The sequence below is a fragment of the Epilithonimonas arachidiradicis genome (assembly GCF_003610695.1).
Taxonomy (GTDB): Bacteria; Bacteroidota; Bacteroidia; order Flavobacteriales; family Weeksellaceae; genus Epilithonimonas; species Epilithonimonas arachidiradicis.
The window spans coordinates 84,247-102,200 of record NZ_RAQH01000010.1 but is presented as its reverse complement, the minus strand read 5'-3'; the positions used below and the strand labels follow the sequence as shown (position 1 = coordinate 102,200).

The 17,954-nt window shown below is 38.1% G+C and carries 15 protein-coding genes; 2 read left to right on the top strand and 13 right to left on the bottom strand.

The features are described from left to right. The first annotated feature begins 33 nt into the window (after nucleotides 1-33). Nucleotides 34-897 (top strand): DUF4349 domain-containing protein, encoded by an 864-nt coding sequence (locus tag BXY58_RS14885; RefSeq protein ID WP_120214660.1) that lies wholly within the window; start codon nucleotides 34-36, stop codon nucleotides 895-897. Nucleotides 898-1,134: 237 nt separating this feature from the next. Here the strand turns inward: BXY58_RS14885 and BXY58_RS14880 are convergent, their stop codons facing one another. From BXY58_RS14880 to BXY58_RS14845, 8 genes are all read right to left on the bottom strand, one after another. Continuing rightward, a complete protein-coding gene (locus BXY58_RS14880) occupies nucleotides 1,135-2,724 on the bottom strand; it encodes an MFS transporter (RefSeq protein WP_120214659.1) in 1,590 nt (529 codons plus the stop codon). 72 nt (nucleotides 2,725-2,796) lie between these two features. After that, nucleotides 2,797-3,903 (bottom strand): HlyD family secretion protein, encoded by a 1,107-nt coding sequence (locus BXY58_RS14875; protein WP_120214658.1) that lies wholly within the window; start codon nucleotides 3,901-3,903, stop codon nucleotides 2,797-2,799. A 146-nt stretch (nucleotides 3,904-4,049) separates the two neighbouring features. Then, nucleotides 4,050-5,360: a TolC family protein gene (locus BXY58_RS14870; protein WP_120214657.1), complete on the bottom strand. Its 1,311-nt coding sequence runs from the start codon at nucleotides 5,358-5,360 to the stop codon at nucleotides 4,050-4,052. 92 nt (nucleotides 5,361-5,452) lie between these two features. Next, complete coding sequence (locus BXY58_RS14865; protein WP_120214656.1) at nucleotides 5,453-6,295, bottom strand: helix-turn-helix domain-containing protein; 843 nt, start codon at nucleotides 6,293-6,295, stop codon at nucleotides 5,453-5,455. A 154-nt stretch (nucleotides 6,296-6,449) separates the two neighbouring features. Beyond that, complete coding sequence (locus BXY58_RS14860; RefSeq protein WP_120214725.1) at nucleotides 6,450-7,142, bottom strand: AIM24 family protein; 693 nt, start codon at nucleotides 7,140-7,142, stop codon at nucleotides 6,450-6,452. A gap of 128 nt (nucleotides 7,143-7,270) precedes the next feature. Next, the gene (locus BXY58_RS14855; RefSeq protein ID WP_120214655.1) at nucleotides 7,271-8,674 is read right to left on the bottom strand and encodes an efflux transporter outer membrane subunit; all 1,404 of its coding nucleotides are present in this window, start codon (nucleotides 8,672-8,674) and stop codon (nucleotides 7,271-7,273) included. 20 nt (nucleotides 8,675-8,694) lie between these two features. After that, the gene (locus BXY58_RS14850) at nucleotides 8,695-11,841 is read right to left on the bottom strand and encodes an efflux RND transporter permease subunit (protein ID WP_120214654.1); all 3,147 of its coding nucleotides are present in this window, start codon (nucleotides 11,839-11,841) and stop codon (nucleotides 8,695-8,697) included. A 97-nt stretch (nucleotides 11,842-11,938) separates the two neighbouring features. Continuing rightward, nucleotides 11,939-13,087 carry an efflux RND transporter periplasmic adaptor subunit gene (locus tag BXY58_RS14845; protein WP_120214653.1) on the bottom strand — a complete coding sequence of 383 codons (1,149 nt, stop codon included), beginning with the start codon at nucleotides 13,085-13,087 and terminating at the stop codon, nucleotides 11,939-11,941. 366 nt (nucleotides 13,088-13,453) lie between these two features. On the opposite strand from BXY58_RS14845, the gene BXY58_RS14840 reads away from it, so the two are divergent. Then, nucleotides 13,454-14,005 (top strand): hypothetical protein, encoded by a 552-nt coding sequence (locus BXY58_RS14840; protein WP_120214652.1) that lies wholly within the window; start codon nucleotides 13,454-13,456, stop codon nucleotides 14,003-14,005. A gap of 3 nt (nucleotides 14,006-14,008) precedes the next feature. Here the strand turns inward: BXY58_RS14840 and BXY58_RS14835 are convergent, their stop codons facing one another. The 5 genes from BXY58_RS14835 to BXY58_RS14815 form a co-directional block, all read right to left on the bottom strand. Continuing rightward, the gene (locus BXY58_RS14835) at nucleotides 14,009-14,773 is read right to left on the bottom strand and encodes a class I SAM-dependent methyltransferase (protein ID WP_120214651.1); all 765 of its coding nucleotides are present in this window, start codon (nucleotides 14,771-14,773) and stop codon (nucleotides 14,009-14,011) included. A gap of 13 nt (nucleotides 14,774-14,786) precedes the next feature. Further along, a complete protein-coding gene (locus BXY58_RS14830; protein WP_147366855.1) occupies nucleotides 14,787-15,413 on the bottom strand; it encodes a hypothetical protein in 627 nt (208 codons plus the stop codon). A 10-nt stretch (nucleotides 15,414-15,423) separates the two neighbouring features. Then, nucleotides 15,424-16,233, bottom strand: a complete 810-nt coding sequence (map, locus tag BXY58_RS14825; RefSeq protein WP_120214649.1) for a type I methionyl aminopeptidase — start codon at nucleotides 16,231-16,233, stop codon at nucleotides 15,424-15,426. Between the two features lie 89 nt (nucleotides 16,234-16,322). Beyond that, nucleotides 16,323-16,754 (bottom strand): BT0820 family HAD-type phosphatase, encoded by a 432-nt coding sequence (locus BXY58_RS14820; protein ID WP_120214724.1) that lies wholly within the window; start codon nucleotides 16,752-16,754, stop codon nucleotides 16,323-16,325. Between the two features lie 105 nt (nucleotides 16,755-16,859). Further along, nucleotides 16,860-17,837 (bottom strand): acyl-ACP desaturase, encoded by a 978-nt coding sequence (locus tag BXY58_RS14815; RefSeq protein WP_120214648.1) that lies wholly within the window; start codon nucleotides 17,835-17,837, stop codon nucleotides 16,860-16,862. Nucleotides 17,838-17,954: the final 117 nt, after the last annotated feature.

Here is a 17,954-nt window from a genome sequence, read left to right as displayed (position 1 = left end):
TTTTGATGTTGCTATGAGAAAACACCGCTTCATATGAAAAACTCTTTACTTTTTCTTCTTTTTGTTTCCATACTTTCTTGCAGCAAACAAGATAATAACCATGAGATCGTCTCTGTAGACGCTGCATTAGCCAATGTTATTAGTGAAAAAAATGACACGAAAGATCAATACGTTCCTGTACCACCAAATACCATTGAGGAAAAAGAAATCTATGCAAATTCTCTAGAAATAGCTTCAAAAATTATTAAAAGTGGCGATTTGGAAATCGAAGTGGGCGATATGAAGAAAGCTCAAAAAATTGTTACTGATAATCTTAAAAAGCTGAATGCGTACAAACAGGGCGAATACTTCAGTAATGGTGATAGTCAGGAAATGCTCAAAATGACTATTCGAGTACCTAATCAGAATTTTGATAATCTGTTGCAATCATTCAGTTCAGAATTGGGTAATGTGATTTCGAACAGGATTGTAACTGACGATGTTACCGAAGAATATACTGATGTTTCTATCAGACTGGAGAACAAATTTGTTTATCTGGAAAAATACCGAGACCTTCTGAAAAAAACGACCAATACAAAAGATATTCTGGAAATCCAGGAGAATATTCGTAGTCTGGAAGAAGAAATAGAATCTTCGAAAGGCAGACTCAGATTCATTGATGACAAAGTAAAATACAGTACGCTTGAATTAACATTAATTAAAAATAATCCTAGAAATGCTGTGACATCCAAAATTGGTTTTGGAAGTCAGTTTACAGATTCTTTGGCAGAAGGTTGGAACAACTTTGTCGGTTTCATATTAGGATTAATTTCTTATTGGCCGTTCCTACTGGCAATTCCAGTTCTTATCATCTTATTCAGAAAATGGAGAAACCGAAGAACAAAATCTAAAGAATAAAACATAAAACATTCAGAGTAATTTTGAGCGTTAATTTTCCCCATAGCCCGGATAGAAACGGCATCCTTTTGTGGAGCAAAGCGGAACAAAAGATACAGTGGATAGCCGGAAAAAGCTCCTAAAAAATGATGATTGATAATTGACAAATGGTGATTGATGAACGCTCGTGTATCGTTGTAAAAGCAAAGCCCCATTTTTACAATAAAAAAGGGCTTCGCAGTGAAAACAAGGTATTTTCTATATCGCAGAACCTACGCCGTCTTTCAGGCTTTCTGCTAATTTTTTTCTTTCTCTTAAGCGTCTTCGGGCAACGACGGATTTACCGCCGAAGAGTCTTACGAGCTTATTTAAAGTGAATTTAGGATATCCGAAATGATGGGTCATTACGAAAATTAAAATCCCAAAACCGGCAAGTACAATATATCCGAATAGTTTTTTGTTGGCTACAATCATCGCGTTGAGCTGAATGGTTTTCAGGCTGAGATTGGGTTGTGAATTGAGTGTCATTCCGTCCATATAGACTGCTAAATTTCCAAGGCTTTCAATCTGAAATTGGTATTGAGTCCACGAAAATAGGGCGGAGAAAAGTCCGACTGTGACGAAAGAACGCCAAAGCAAAAACAACCCGATTGCCGGCAACATATCGTTGATTTCGAGCTTATCTAAAGCGTAATACCAAACGGATATGTAGAGCGAACACATCCCGAATCCTTTTAAAAACATCGGCAGATACCAGCTTTCATAACTGAACTCGAGTACCATCGAAAAATACATTATGATGCAGTACGCCACCATCGACGAAAAACCTGCAAAGATGAAAAACTTGAGCTTTTTTTCTTTTTTAAACCAATACACGGCTAAAATTCCTGCGAGTAACATTCCCGGAATCATCATCATATTCAGTTTCGCATTTGTCAACTGGTCGTACCCTAAAACTCCGACTGAAAAGATGTTCTGAAGCGAAGTGGTTGCGAGAAACATCCCAAGACACAGCAAAAGGAATAAGCCAACCTGCACATTGTTTCGTGTGAAGATTTTAAATGATAAATACGGTCGTTTTAATGTCGCCTGACGAATGACCATCAGAGCAAAACTCACAAATGCAGCAATACTTGCATTGATAATATTCTGAGAATTGAGCCAATCCTGTTGCTTCCCAAATGAAAAAACATACGCCGAAAACATAAATGTCGAAATAAAAAGAAGAATACTCAGCCAGTCGATGTAATGCAAAGGCATTTTAAGCGCAAAATATTTATCGTGCATCAATACCCAGCAAATCAGTGCCACAATGAAACACAGAATCGCTACAAAAATGAGGAACTGTCGCCAATTGTAAATGATAGAAAATTCTACGGCGTAATAATTTGCAACTTGGGTTATCACGAGAATAAAAGTGTAAAAAACACCGTAAAATATTCCCCTTCCGCCCATCAGCATCATCAATGGGAGAAATACTTCAATTGTAATAAATGTTTTGAAGAACCCTAAAATCAATGATACAAAAACAATTACCATCGGATTGGAAGTTGTAGCATTGATGAAACTTAAAACACCCATCAATACGAGTAAAGCCACGACTTTATCTCGGACTTTGAAACGCATTTTAGCCCTCAAAACGATAGGCATTGCAGCGCCCATCCCTACTGTTGTGGCATAGTTTGCCCACATATAATATTCGCTCAGTGCTCCCGTATCGCCCACCATATAGCTTAAACTTCCCGTATACACTCCACTCACCGGCATTGCGATAAGCGTGATCAGGAACAGCATAAATAGCTGAAGCGGTTTCGGAACCCAATTGCTGAAAAGACCTTGGTTGTACATATATTTTGTTTGATGCGGGATGTTGGGTGCGGGATGTTATCTTTCAGCATCCATCACCCAGCTTCCAGCCTTTTATTTTATAGACACATTCATATTCATTCCCGCACTCAGTTTCGCAACATCTTCTTTTTTATTGGAATCTGTAAACTCGATTCTAACGGGAATTCTTTGCTGAACTTTAATGAAATTACCGGTTGAATTGTCTGTTGGAACGCTAGAATATCTTGAACCTGTTGCTGCTGAAACGGCAGTCACCACTCCTTCAAACTGTTTTCCGCCCAATGCATCGGCAGTCATCATTATCTTTTGTCCGATTTTGATATTCGGCATTTGACTTTCCAAGAAGTTGGCGGTTACCCATTTCTGATTATTCAAAACGATGGTTCCAACCTGCTGTCCCGGCTGAATCAACTGACCTTCAGAAATCAGTCTTCGTCCCATTACACCATCGTAAGGTGCCGTAATTACGGTGTAAGAAAGATTGATTTTCGCCATATCCAAAGCCGATTTTGTTCTTTTGATTTCTGCATCGTTGATTCCTAATTTAGATTTCACTTCAGTGGTTGAAAGATTTGCCGATTGCTTTTGATTAACCAACGTTTCATAGGCTGCTTTTTGGGCGTCATATTCGGTTTTCATCTGATCGTATTGCTGTCTTGTTACCGCTTCCGAAGCCAATAAGTTTTTGTATCGGTTTAAATTCTGTTCGGCATTCCAAAGTCTGGCTTTTGCTCCGGCGATATTAGATTCCATCACGCTTACGTTGTTGGAAACCGTGTTGACAGAAGAACTTGTTGCTGATCTTTGGGCCAATGCATTTTGATACGCCGCTTCTGCCTGACCAAGCTGTGTAAGAATTTCTCTGTCATCCAGAATGACCAAAGTATCGCCTTTTTTCACCTGCTGATGTTCTATAAATTTAATTTCTTTAATATAAGCCGAAACTCTTGTGTTAATCGGATTAATAAATTCCTCTACCTGAGCAGCTTCTGTATAAGTTTTGTCGCCGATGTGAAAGTACTGACGAACCAGCCAATACAATCCAAAACCAATCACCGCAAAAACGATGATGTTTGAAATGATGGCTCTGATTTTATTTTTCTTATTTTCTTTCTTCTTCGCTACGGCAGAATTAGCCGCCGGTTTTGTATCTTGAGTATTTTGTTCCTTGTTTTCCATTATCTTGATTTTCAGTTTTAATAAAATTGAATGTTGTTTTTAACGCAAAGTGCGCAAAGTTTTTTTAACTACTAAGTGTTTTTAAGTTCGCAAAGCCGTTTCACTTAGCAAAGACCACAACTTTTGAATTATTTAAATTTTAATAACTACAGCGTTCCGGTAGATTTCAGAAGATTATAATATTGATACAGCACATTGATTTCTGCATTGGCAAAATCTAATTCCGATTGCAGTTTTTGGTTTTGTGCATCCAGCATTTCTGCCTGTACAGCCAATTGATTCAGATATTTAGCTTCTGTAATCTTGTAGTTTTCATCGGCTAAATTTTTAGCATCATTCAGAATTTCTGCTTGTTGAATGGCTTCCTGATATTTTGTATAAGCCGCATTCACAGCCATATCCAGATTTTGCTGTACCAAAGTCATCGCATCATTCGCCTGATTTTTCTGGATTTCCCCAAGCTTCACTCTTTCTTTGGTTTTGTATAAATTATCAATATTGTAGCTCAAAGAAATTCCGCCCTGCCAACCGCCGGAGTACATATCCAAAACAGGATTTCTCGTCGTAATCGGTCTTTGTAAAGTGTAACCTCCAAAACCTGAAAGCGTCGGCATTTTATCGGTTTTAATGATTTCGATGTTTTTATCGGCAACTTCGATATTGGTTTTTGCCGATTTCATCTGAGGATTGCTGTCGTGAGCGAGATTCAGATAATAATCCATTCCGATTCCGGTTTCTTTGTTACCCAAATCTTCCACAGGAACAATCTGCGTTTCAAAATTTAAACCTAAAGCAATATTCAGATTATAATTAAGAATTTTTCTGTTATTGACTAAAGTTAAAATTCCCTGGTCGAGATTTTTGATGATCAATTCTCCACGAATGACTTCATTCCTTGTAATCATTCCTTGTTTGTAGAAATCGTTGATGTTTTTTAATCTTTCCTGAGCCAGTTTTTTGTTGTTTTGAAAAACCTTTTCCTGATTGATAATTTTATAAATGTCCAAATAATTTGAAATCACCAAAAACTTAACGTCTTGTTTATTTTTTTCTAAATCCAATTCAGAAAGCTGTTCACGAAGTCCGGCCAATTCAATTGACTTGTTAACCAATCCACCTTTGAAGATGAGTTGAGTCGCCTGAACCGCATACGAACTTCCGTAATGCGGCATCGGAATCGTTGTTGAATTAGAAAAATCTTTGTCGATAGCTATTGCGTTTCCCAAGTAAAACTGACTTGTAGAAGCGGTGATCGTTGGAAGTTTCTGAAGCTTCGTTATATCGGTCTGCTGTTTTGCGATGTCGATATTCTGAGCAGAAACTTTTAGTTGCTGATGGTTCTGAATTGCCAGTGCGGCAACTTCATCTGCGGTCATCTGTTTTATTTCTTGTGAAAAAAACAGCGCAGGAAAGAGACCTATCAAAACTGAGACTGCTGTTTTTATGTTCTTAACCATTTTACCTTGTTTTACAGATGCAAAGTTAGGTTGGTTAAAGATTCAAACAAATGTTTGATTTTTGGAAAAAGATGTTCAAATGTAGGATTCGATTATTGGAATTGCTGCCTATACTGGCTTGGACTCATCCTCAAATGCTTCTTAAAAAAGTGAGAAAACGAGTATTGGTCGCTAAAGCCAAGAACGGAGGAAATCTCTGAAACAGGCATATTAGAAGAGTTTAAATATACTTTTGCTTCATTAATTACAATAGAAGCAATAATCTGGCTTGCCGATCTTCCCGTAATTGACTTTACCACCGACGAAAGATGTCTGGTTGTAATGGATTGCCGCTCCGCATAGAACTCAACATTGCGGTTATTCAAATGATGATTTGACAAATCATTAAGGAATAAAAAAACAATCTCTTCCTGTCTCGACATCTGATTCATAGAGCTGTTGTCTTCATTGGCAATAATTCCTGCCATCTGATAGCAGAAAACCGAGAAAAGATGTTCCACAATCTCTTTTTTGTAGATCATTTCAGTGTCGGAATCGAGAATATATTTTAAAAAATTGACGCTTTTCCAAACCACTTCCAGGTCATCCGGAGAAAACGGAACTCCCACATTCATCTGCTGACGGAAATACCGGTAGGTAATTAACCTGTTAAATTTCAATGACAATGTAGAAATAAATTCGCGCTTATAAGAGACCATCCTTGACTGAAAATCATCGCTGAAAGAAATCAACTCATAAACGCTTTGCGGATCTGTGACAATAAAAGTATTGGCCGAAAGCTCCAGATCACTGAGGTGTTGCCTGAGTTTTATCGTTCCGCTTTTTATAAACAAAAACGCAGGATTCTCCGGACGAAAAGGTTTGTCCACCGTAATTCTCTGGTGAATCGTTTCCTGAGTAAAAATCTCAACCCCGAATTTTTCTAAAGCTGTCATTTGGTAAATTTAAGGAATCTAATTTCAAATAAAAACCTCAGAGAAATTTCTCTGAGGTTTTTATTTTATAGCCCCGATAGTAGCGGCATCCTTTTTCTTTTTTTGCTAAAAAAGAAAAAGATATAGCGGATAGCGGGATTAAGCTCCTAAAAATTTATTTGGTTACAACGTAAACTTCCTCGTAAGGTTGGATAAGCACCCAGCCGTTTCCGGAGAATTTCATTTGGAATTCTTCGCCACTTCCTCTGCCGATGAGGCTTTTCAGAGAAACGTTGGTTTTGAGCTCAGGCGTTAGGTTTCCTGACCAAGCTACGGTTGCATTGGGATCTGTGAAAACCGGATTTTCCGGCGTTACCAAAAGCGTCAGAGGATGTCCGTGGGTGGTGATTGCGATGTGACCTGTTCCGCCCAGTTTTACCTGGAAAAGTCCGCCTGCCATAACACCTGCGATGCTTTTCAGCATCTTGATGTCGCTTTTGATGCTTTGATCGTGTGCGAGAACGTCATTCCCATTGACACAGATTGACTCGTTATTCAGGTGCAGGATTCTTACTTTTTTGCCATTGTCAGCCACATACAATCTGCCCGAACCTTCGGCTTTCATAAGTTTTGTCCCTTCTCCAGAAATGGCTTTTTTAAGGAGATTTCCTAATCCACCGGACAACATCCCTTGTCTTTCGAAATTGATTTTCCCGACATAGCCAACCATACTTCCGGCTTTTGTCCAAACGGCCTGATTGTTTAAATTGATTTCCAGAAGTTCTGGTTTTTCCAGTTCGAAATAGTCTTTTTCCTGTGGATTTTCTTTGGTTTCATTAACGAAGGCTTCGATTGAAAATTTGCTCATAATTTTTATTTTTTGATAACCTAAACTAAGAATTTTTCCTGATTTGACTAGATTAATTGTCCAAGAATTTCCAAACAAAAAACCCAACAAAATTGCCGGGTTTACAAGTATAGAAAAAAATTCAGTGTTTAAAATTGTCCGCCTCCAAGTGCTCTGTAGAACTCGGTAACGGCTTGTAACTGTTGAAGTTTATCATTAACACCAGCTAATTTTGCGGCTAATAATGATTGTTCGGATGTTAACACATTCACGTAGTTTGTACTGGATGAATAAGTAAGCAATTCCTTATTAAATTCAACCGCTTTTTCCAGAGACTGAATCTGAAGCTGTCTTGTGGTTTCTTTTTCTTTTGCTTTCTGATAAGATAATAATGAGTTAGAAACTTCGGAACCTGCAGTCAGTAAAGTTTTTTCGAATGTATAATAAGCCTGCATTTTCCGGGCTTCCATTATTCTGACCTGCGCTTTTCTATTTCCCATCTGGAAGATATTCTGAGTTACTGTTCCTCCAAGCGTGTAGAACAGAGAATTGTTGAAGAAGTTTTCCAAAGTTCTGGATGACAATCCCAAAGTTCCTGTGATGTTAATCGTAGGATACACCTGTGCCATCGCCATATTTTTATTTTCGAATGCCTGACGGAAAGTTAACTCAGCCGCCTGAACATCCGGACGATTCTTTAATAATGAAGCTGGAACTCCGGTTTTCAAATCGGTATAAACGACCTGGGAATCTATAGAGTTTCTATCGATGGATTGTGGATTGTCATTCATCAGAATACTCAAAGAATTTTCGGTTTGCTGGATTTGCAATTCCAGATCCGGGACCGATAACTGAGCAGAATAAAGATTAGCTTTGCTTTGTTCCACATCCGCACCAGTAAGATAAGCGGCATCCATCAGCGCTTCCACAGTTTCCACATCTTTTTTTCTTAATTCAATCGTTTGTTTTGTAATCTCCAGTTGCTTATCGAGAGAAATCAATTGATAATAAAGATTGGCGGCCTGCGCAACCAATTGTGTCTGAACAGCACGTTTTGCGGCATCGGTCTGAAGAAATCCTGCGTATGCTGAGTTTTTAAGCGCTTTGATCCTTCCCCAAACATCGATTTCCCAACCTGTAGAAATTCCTAATCTGTAGACTAACAAATCGGGCATCACAAAATTGCCACCTTGTGCTGCTGCACTGTTTTTGGTTTCAGTTACAGAAGCTACACCGTCCAGACTTGGAAGATTCTGCAATTTGGATTGTTTGAAAACCGCACTCGCTTCCTGGATTCTGGCCACTGCTACTTTCAAATCCAGATTATTCTGAATGGTTTTGTTGATGATGTTCTGTAGCTTGGCATCTGTGAAAATTTGATTCCACGCTACGCTGGCTATAGAAGTACTGTCGTTACTGGTTTTTTGTCGAAAGAGATTATCCTGACGACTTTGCTCGATGTCCGGACTCTTATAAGTATCCGTGACTTTACACGAATAAAAGAGACCCGCGACACCTGCTAATATGATTAGATTTGTTATTCTTAATTTCATTTTTTCACAACTTGTTTTGGTTATTCGCTTAGTTCTCCTTCGTATTTATCAGACACTTTTTTGCTGCTCACTTTTTCCTGTAAGTACATAAATACCGCAAACAAAATCGGAATAAAAAAGACTCCGAAAATAGTTCCGAATAACATTCCACCAATGGCTCCAATACCAATTGACTGGTTACCTACAGCTCCTGCTCCGGTTGAAATCGCTAATGGAATCAAACCGAAAATGAAAGCAAATGATGTCATCAAAATCGGACGTAACCTTTGTTTAGCACCACTGATGGCAGCGTGCGCAATACTGTAACCTTTCTTCCTAGCATCAAGCGCAAATTCTACAATCAAAATCGCATTCTTCGCCAAGAGTCCAATCAACATAATGAGCGAAATCTGAGTATAAATATTATTAGAACCTCCAATCCACGCACTGAACATCATTACACCAGCCAAACCAACCGGCAATGACAACATTACCGCAAAGGGTAAAATGTAACTCTCATACTGCGCTGCCAAAAGGAAATAAACGAATACACAACATAAAATGAAGATGTAAACCGTTTGTCCTCCCGCTGTAACTTCTTCTCTCGTCAAACCAGAGAATTCGTAACCGTAACCTTGTGGTAAAGTTTCTTTAGCCACTCTTTCTACTGTTGCAATGGCGTCTCCGGAAGAGAAACCTGGATTTGGTGTTCCGTTCAGAGAAATTGCTGTAAATAAATTGAAACGTCCAATGGCTTGTGGTCCATATACTCTTTTTGCAGTGATAAATCTACTCAAAGGCGCCATTTCGCCGTTAGAATTTCTAATCTGAATCATATTAAAGCTTTCCAGATTTTCCCTGTCCTGAAAAGGTGCCTGATAAATCACACGGTATTGTTTCCCGAATAAATTAACATTGGAAGAATAAACCCCTCCATAATAGCCTTGCATTGTTCCCAAAATATCTGAGACCGAGAATCCAGCAGCCTTTGCAGCAGGAATATCAATATCAATCATATATTGAGGATAGTTTGGGTTAAATGAGGTGAATGTTCTTTGGATGTCCGGTTGTTGATTCATTTTATCGATGAAATCATTGGTAACCTTGGTCAAATCTGCGATACTTCCGCCTTTCTGATCCTGAATCTGCATTTCGAAACCGGCTGCATTACCAAACCCTTGCAACGTTGGCCTTCCAAAGAATGTCATTTTCGCATCTTTGATTCCGGCCGTTTCTTTGTACATTTTCGCAACGAAAGATTGTAGATCTTCCCCTTTTTTAGTTCTGTCTTTCCAATCCTTTAGTTTTACGATGAGCATCCCATTATTAGAACCACTTCCACTAATCATTCCTCTTCCAGAAACTTTGAAAATGTGAAGAACTTCCGGTTGCTTTTCAACAATCTTTTCAACTTTGGCGAGAACCTCTCTCGTTCTGTTTTCATTAGAACCGATTGGAAGCGAAATATCCATAAAAATCCCTCCCATGTCTTCACTTGGAACGAAGGATTTCGGAGTGGTATTCATCAACCAAACAAAAATTCCTGCAAACACAGCCAATCCTGCAAATGCCATCCATTTTTTCTTTAATAAAAATAAAATCCCTCGAGAATATCTCTTTACCATCGCATCGAAAATGATATTGAAGTTGGTAAAAAATCTTTGCAGGAAATTCTTTTTCTTTTCTTCATGAGAATGGGGTTTAAGGAAAATCGCACAAAGAGCAGGACTCAGCGTCAAGGCATTAACGGCAGATAATATAATCGAAATCGCTAATGTTAAACCAAATTGTTTATAGAAAACCCCAGCTGAACCAGAGATAAAACTTACAGGAATGAAAACCGCTGCCATTACCAAGGTAATACTGATAATTGCACTACTGATTTCGTCCATAGCATTCACAGAAGCTCTTAAAGGAGATTTTTCGCCCTGTTCTAATTTGGTATGAACTGCTTCCACAACCACAATCGCATCATCGACCACAATTCCCACTGCCAAAATCAATGCAAAAAGTGTCAACAAGTTGATGGTAAATCCAAAAATACTCAGGAAGAAAAATGTCCCGACAATTGCCACCGGAACCGAAATCGCCGGAATCAATGTAGAACGCCAATCTTGAAGGAACAAGAAAACAACAATAAATACAAGGATAAAAGCTTCGAATAAAGTGTGGATTACTTTCTCAATGGATGCATCCAAAAAGTCATTGGCATTAACCAAAGCCACATATTTTACACCTTTCGGAAAAGATTCCTGAGCTTTGTCCAGAACCGCAATCGATTGATTGATGACATCTTGCGCATTGGAACCTGCCGTTTGAGCGACCGCCATACCAATGGATGGATGGCCGTCTGTAACACTTGTTCCTGTGTAATCCTGTGCTCCCAATTCTACTCTGGCAACATCTTTTAGTTTTAAGATTTGTCCATTCGCAGTGGCTTTTATGATGATATTATCGAACTCCGGGATTTCTGTTAATCGACCTTTATATTTCAAGGTATAACGGAAACTCTCGTTACTTTCATCACCTAAACTTCCTGGCGCTGCTTCTATATTTTGTTCAGCCAGAACGGTATTGATATCTGAAGGAACAAGTCCATAAGACGCCATTTTATTTGGATCCAACCAAATTCTGATTGAGTAATCTTTTGTACCAAAAACCGTCACATCACCAACGCCGGTTACCCTTTTGATTTGAGGAACAATGTTGATGTTGGTGTAGTTTTGAAGGAAAGTCATATCGTAATTAGGATTCTCACTGTAGAGCGAGAAAATCAATACATTGGAACTCTGTCTCTTGGTGGTTGTAACTCCGGCTCTCGTAACTTCCGCAGGCAACAAAGGCGTCGCTCTGGAAACCCTGTTTTGTACGTTTACCGCAGCAATATCTGGATCTACGCCTTGCTTGAAATAAATTGTTACCGAACCAGAACCATCATTAGTCGCCGTAGAAGTCATATACGTCATCCCTTCTACCCCATTGATTTGTTCTTCCAACGGGACAATTACACTTTTAAGAATTACATCGGCATTGGCACCTTGGTAACTTGCACTTACAACTACCGTTGGCGGGGCAATATCCGGATATTGTGAAATCGGTAAAGTCACGATTCCCAGAACACCGAGAATTACGATGATAATGGAAATTACGGTAGACAATACCGGACGTTCTATAAATTTTTTAAACATATTTTTTAGACTAAAAGAAAAAAAATGAAAGATAAAAGACTCTCAAAATCGAAAGTTTCAAATTCTCACTTTTGACATTAATATAATAATTGGGAGACTATTTTCTATCGATGACGTTTTGCAAAGTCGTTTCTTTTGGGACCACCTGCGTATCATCTTTCAGAAGTCCGATGCCTTCTACAACCACTTTATCGCCTGCTTTCAAGCCAGATGTCACCGCGTAAGTCACTCCATCCGGAAGACTTTCCACTTTGATTTCTGTAGACTTCACTTTGTTGTCAGCTCCGATCAGGTAAACCAAAACCTTTCCTTGCATTTCATAAGTAGCAGCTTGTGGAATGATAATGACATTTTCCAGACTATTCGGCATTTGAACTGTTGCACTATATCCGCTTCTCAAAAGACCTTTGCTGTTTGGAAAAGTCGCTCTCATAGAAAACGAACCTGTGTTGGGGTCAACTAGTCCACTAATGGATTCGATTTTTCCTTTTTCATCGTACTTGCTTCCATCAGAAAGAATCAATTCTACCAAAGGAGAATTTTTGATTTTTTCCTGAATTGTAGAACCAGTCGAATGCTTGAAAAAATCCAACTGTTGCTTTTCATTAATGGAAAAATAAGCGAATATCTTTGAAACATTAGAAACTGTAGTCAAAGGTTGTGCAGTTGCTGTACTTATGTAACTTCCAGCCTTATAGGGCAAAGTTCCGACAACACCACTCACGGGGCTATACAATTTGGTATAACCCTGATTCACTTGCGCATTCGTCAGTTGAGCCTGAGTTTCTGCCAAAGCAGCTTTTGCAGATTTAAGCGCCAATTCTGCAGCTTGAAGTTCATAAGCAGAAATAATTTTTTTGTCAACCAAAGGTTTGGTTTTTGTGACTTGCATCTGGGCTGTTGCCACCTGCGCTCTAGCACTATTCACAGTAGCCTGCGCTGCCAAAACAGATTGCTCGTATTGTGGATTTCTGATGAGGAATAAAAGTTGACCTTTGCTCACCTGGCTACCTTCATCAACGTAGATTTTCTCAACAAATCCATCAATTTTTGGACGAATTTCTACGTTTTCGATCCCTTCCAATCGGGCAGGATATTGTGTCAGATTTTCAGCTGGTCCACTTTTCGCAACAATATACTCATATGGTTGTGGTGGCAATTCTTTTTTGTCATCTTTATTTTCTGACTTTGAACAAGATGTCAAAAGACCTAAAACAACAAAAAAGCTAATCGCGATATTCCTCATAAATACTAATTTTTAGAAGTGTTTTTCAAACAAACGTTCAAATTTATTGATTATCTACAAAACTTGTGTTATGTTATTAATAATAATATCTATCAAAGATAATCAACAAAAACTATTATTACTGATGTTCAATAACTTAAAAAATAATTTTAAAGAATATTTAACACAATTTTATCAAACATTTGTTTGAACATAAAGTTAAAAACTGCCAACTAAAAGAGATTTTTAAAAAGCTATTAATTACAATCTTCCTAGTGAAGCAAATCACTTTAACAGTAATAGAATTTAAAATAGAATTACTTAATATTTAAGAACTTTAATTTAAATTTGATTTTAGATATTTGAATTATAATGTCTGAATAATCTATGAAACCTCAACCACTTCCAATCTTCTTCAGCCTCAATTCATTATATCTTTCTTCTCTCTACTTTAGATTATTTTGGATTTCTGATGGTGAAGAAACGCCTGAGTTTCTAATTTACAAATACGCACTTTATTCCGTTTTCTTGGTTTATCCACTTTTTATCTTTTCAATTTTGATTTTTTCAAAAATGACAAAAGCGAATATGTTTCTCAAGTTTTTGATTTTCGGCTTGGTTGCATCTGGGCCTGTTTTGTATTTTTACACGTTTGATTTATTTGAACAAGAAGAGCTTTTGTGCGGTTATATGGTTGTTTTGATTCAATGCTTGATTCAGTCTCAGACAATTAAAGATGAAGAGATGACAGCGAGAGTTGTGGGTGTTTATGCGGGAAAATTACTGTTATGGTTTTTCCTTTTACTATTTTCGCTGTCTTATTTTCTTTTCGATGACAACGAAGTCAAGATGAATATGATGTTTGGCGGAATCTATTATCTAGCCGTAGCAATCTTAGATTATTATATCAACAAATCTAAATTTCTAACAGTGAAGTAATTATTATTTTCTAACAACAGGAAGAATCTCGTTTTTATTAAGGCCAAATTTTTTGATATCAGCCTCAGAGAATTTTTGAGAATAGAAATTGATTTCAGCTTCAAAACCGACACTTTTCAGACGGTCAAAATAATCCATTCCGTACCAACGAACGTGGTCGTATTGACCAAAATGTTTCTGACGCTCTTTCGGGTCTGTAATGGTAAAGTCTTCGTAAGTTTTTTCCAGAGAGTTTTTCATCGGAACCTGCACAATTCCCCAACCTCCGGGCTTCATTACGCGATAAAGTTCAGACATTGCTTTTCTGTCGTTTACAATATGTTCCAAAACGTGGTTGCAAATGATGACATCAAAACTGTTATCCTCAAAAGGCAAATCCAGAATATCCGCTTTTACATCCACAATCGGAGAAAACAGATCCGCAGAAGTGTAATCCAGGTTCTTCATCTTTTTGAATTTCCTGAGAAATTCCTGCTCTGGTGCAATATGAAGAACTTTCAGTTTATCCGTAAAAAAATTGGTTTCGTTTTGAAGGTAAAGCCACATTTGACGGTGTCTTTCTAACGATAACGTTCCAGGAGACAAAGCGTTGGCACGCTGCTTTCCGTAACCATAAGGTAAAAACTTTCTGTACGATTTACCATCAATTGGGTCGGTGAAATTATTTCCTTTAAAAAATAGAACAATTAATGGACGCAAGAAAATGCTCAGGCTGATAAGCATTGGTCTGGGAATCGCGTTCAGCAGAAGTTTAGCAATTTTTTTCAAATCTGGAAATGGTTTAGAATCCTAATCGTTTTAATTCGGCTTTTATTTTGGCTGCCGTATTGAATTTGGCCACAGAACGCTCACCAGCATCGTTAGTTCCATCAAATTCGAAATCAAAACCTTTAATCTGGATTGGTTTCAATTTTGAAATTTTATCCGTTGCTTTTGGAAAATCGTAAAAATAAACCTGATAAATTCTTCCACTGATGCCGTAATGCATACTTTGATCCCAAGAACACAGAACGCCTAATTCCTTGTCCGCATCACGGTCTGCATTCGCAAAAAAAACAGACTCTACATAAGCTGTTGCGCCTTCTTCTGCATAAGTGTCGATAAAAATTTTCTTATACCTATTATTTTCCGAAGGAATCAATAGATAACCATCGACGTAAGAATAGTTGAGACCATTGGGCTTACCTTTTTCGATCCCTTCTTCAGAATATTCGTAGAATGCGAAAATAGAATTAGCCAAATTATTCCATTGCTTAACTTCCAAGACTTCACCTTGGATTTCGGCACTCTGAACCGGTTTTATTCTTTTTACAAAATCTTCTTTGGACTCACCAATATTACGCTGAAAAGTCTGTGCTGAACAATAGCCAGCCAAAAATATTGAAAAAAGAACGTATAGCGATTTCACAATTCAAAAATTAAAAATCAACCTGGAAAGCTTTTTCTTCGTCAGATTGAATACCTAACGCCTCGTAAATATAATCGTAGGTAGAAAGCAAAACCGGCTTGCCATTATAAACACAAACATCGTGTTCAAAGTGAGCAGAAGGCTGATTGTCTAGTGTTGTAACCGTCCAACCATCATTATGGAACTTCACTTTTTCTGTTCCAAGGTTGATCATCGGTTCGATAGCCAAACAGATTCCGTCTTTCAGGACTTTTCCGCTGCCTGGTTTTCCGTAATTCGGAACTTGCGGATCTTCGTGCATCTGTCTTCCGACGCCGTGACCTACCAATTCTCTCACCACACCATAACCTTCTTTTTCACAATGCTTTTGAATAGCGTAGGAAATATCGCCAACACGTTTTCCTCTTACACATTGCTCGATACCTTTATACAAAGATTCTTTGGTAACTCTCAATAGCTTTTTAACCTCATCAGAAACTTCTCCAACCTCAAACGTGTAAGCGTGGTCGCCTACAAATCCATTCCAGAAAACGCCACAATCCACAGAAAGAATGGTTCCTTCCTTAATTGGTTCAGAGTTTGGAATCCCATGAACGACTTGCTCATTTGGAGAAATACAAAGTGAAGCAGGAAATCCTCCATAACCAAGAAATGCAGGTTCTGCGCCGTGATCTTTGATAAAATCGTAAGCTAATTTATCAAGATGAAGTGTTGTAACACCAGGCTTAATTTCCTTGGCCAACATCCCCAGAGTCTGGGATACCAATCTTGCACTTTGCTTCATCAATCGAAGCTCATCTATATTTTTGAGTTGAATCATTTATAATTGCATTGATGTATTATGTAAAAGTGTAATATGTTTTAATACGATACTTTGTACTTGTTACATTTTACTTTTTACAAAGAGACTTACCAAAAAAGCCCTCTTTTCTTTTCTTTTTTCATTTTGGAGTAAGCGTGTACTTCACCGCCCGCCACTTGGAACTCTATTCTTTCGTTGATGATTTGATAGATTTCTCCCCAACCCGGGAATCCGCCAAGATTTCTATCATCGATGAAAAGATCTGCATCAATCTTTCTTGACTGAGTTTCCGAATCAAAAACTTCACCTTCAAAACTGGAGTTAACCGCATAAAATTCGATGCCGTTTTTTCTGCAGAATTCTACAGCTTCCTCCAGCGTTTTACCGTGGCGGTAAGTCCAAAGAATCAATCGGTAACCTTCTCCCTGAAGCTTTTTCAAAGTTTCAAAAGCAAATGTTTTCGCCTTTCCAATCCCCGGATAAGCATCATCTACAATAGTTCCGTCAAAATCGATAGCTAATTTTTTATTACTTTTTATCATCTGGTTTTGAGTAAAAATGTCTGCAAATATACAAAATATTAAAACGTGTATTTCGGATATTTTGATATAAAAAATGCACCGATTGGTGCATTTAATAATTATTTAACTTTTAACCCATTTGAAACTATAAGGCAGTTGTGGCGTTGCAATTCTATCAGAGATCCTTTGCAGTCTGTCCGGCAATTTCATCAGATAATCCCTGGCCCGTTCTGCTTTATCATTCAGATTTTTCATACCTTCGATTTTCCACTCATCCAACAGGTCTTTCAGAATATTGATATAATCTTGCCCTGTATAGACCATTGCTCTTTGCGCAGCATCTGAAAAATGCTCCCAAAGTTCTCCTGCTTTTTGTCCGGATTCTCTCAAAAGATGTGCCGGCATTACAATTTTTCTTCTCATCATATCTTCGAAGGCAAGCATCATCCCACTGGCATCCATCTCAAAAATTCTGGAAGAGAAATCTTTGTACGCTTTGGCATGTCTGGCTTCATCTGCCGCAATCACACCGCACATCTGAGCTAATTTTTTATTTCCGGATTGCTTTGCTAAAGTCCCAACCCTTCTGTGAGAAATATTGGTTGCTGTTTCCTGAAAGCTTGTGTAGACAAAATTCTTGTAAGGATCTGAACTGGTTCCGATGTCAAAACCATCATTAATCAAATGATGCGTAGTGATTTCCATCTCGCGCATATTGACACGTCCGCATAAGTAAAGATATTTCCCTAGAAGATCGCCATGTCTGTTTTCTTCTGCCGTCCACGCTCTGACCCATTGTGTCCAGCCTACCCGGTTTTCCTGGTCCACACCATCCAATCCCATCAGCCAGGATTCGTAAGTTGGCAAAGCTTCTTCAGTAATACAATCTCCAATAAGGGTTACAAAAAGATCATAAGGCATTTCTCTGGCAAAGGTCTGAAGTTCCTCGATTTCGTATTTGAAATTTTCGCTCGAACTATCCGGAAGAAAATCCGATGGCTGCCATATTTTATCTATCGGCGTAAGATATGAACTGATGAACTCATCCATATTTTGCTCCAACGTTTTCATTACCTCTAGCTGTAATTCTTTCTCGTGCATCAAAAAAAATTATTTAAGACCGTAAAGGTACAACAAAATAATATTATTCATTGCATAATTGGTTGATTTTGTACCAAGTATAGCCAAATCAAAAAAAACCTATTCAGCAGATTTTAA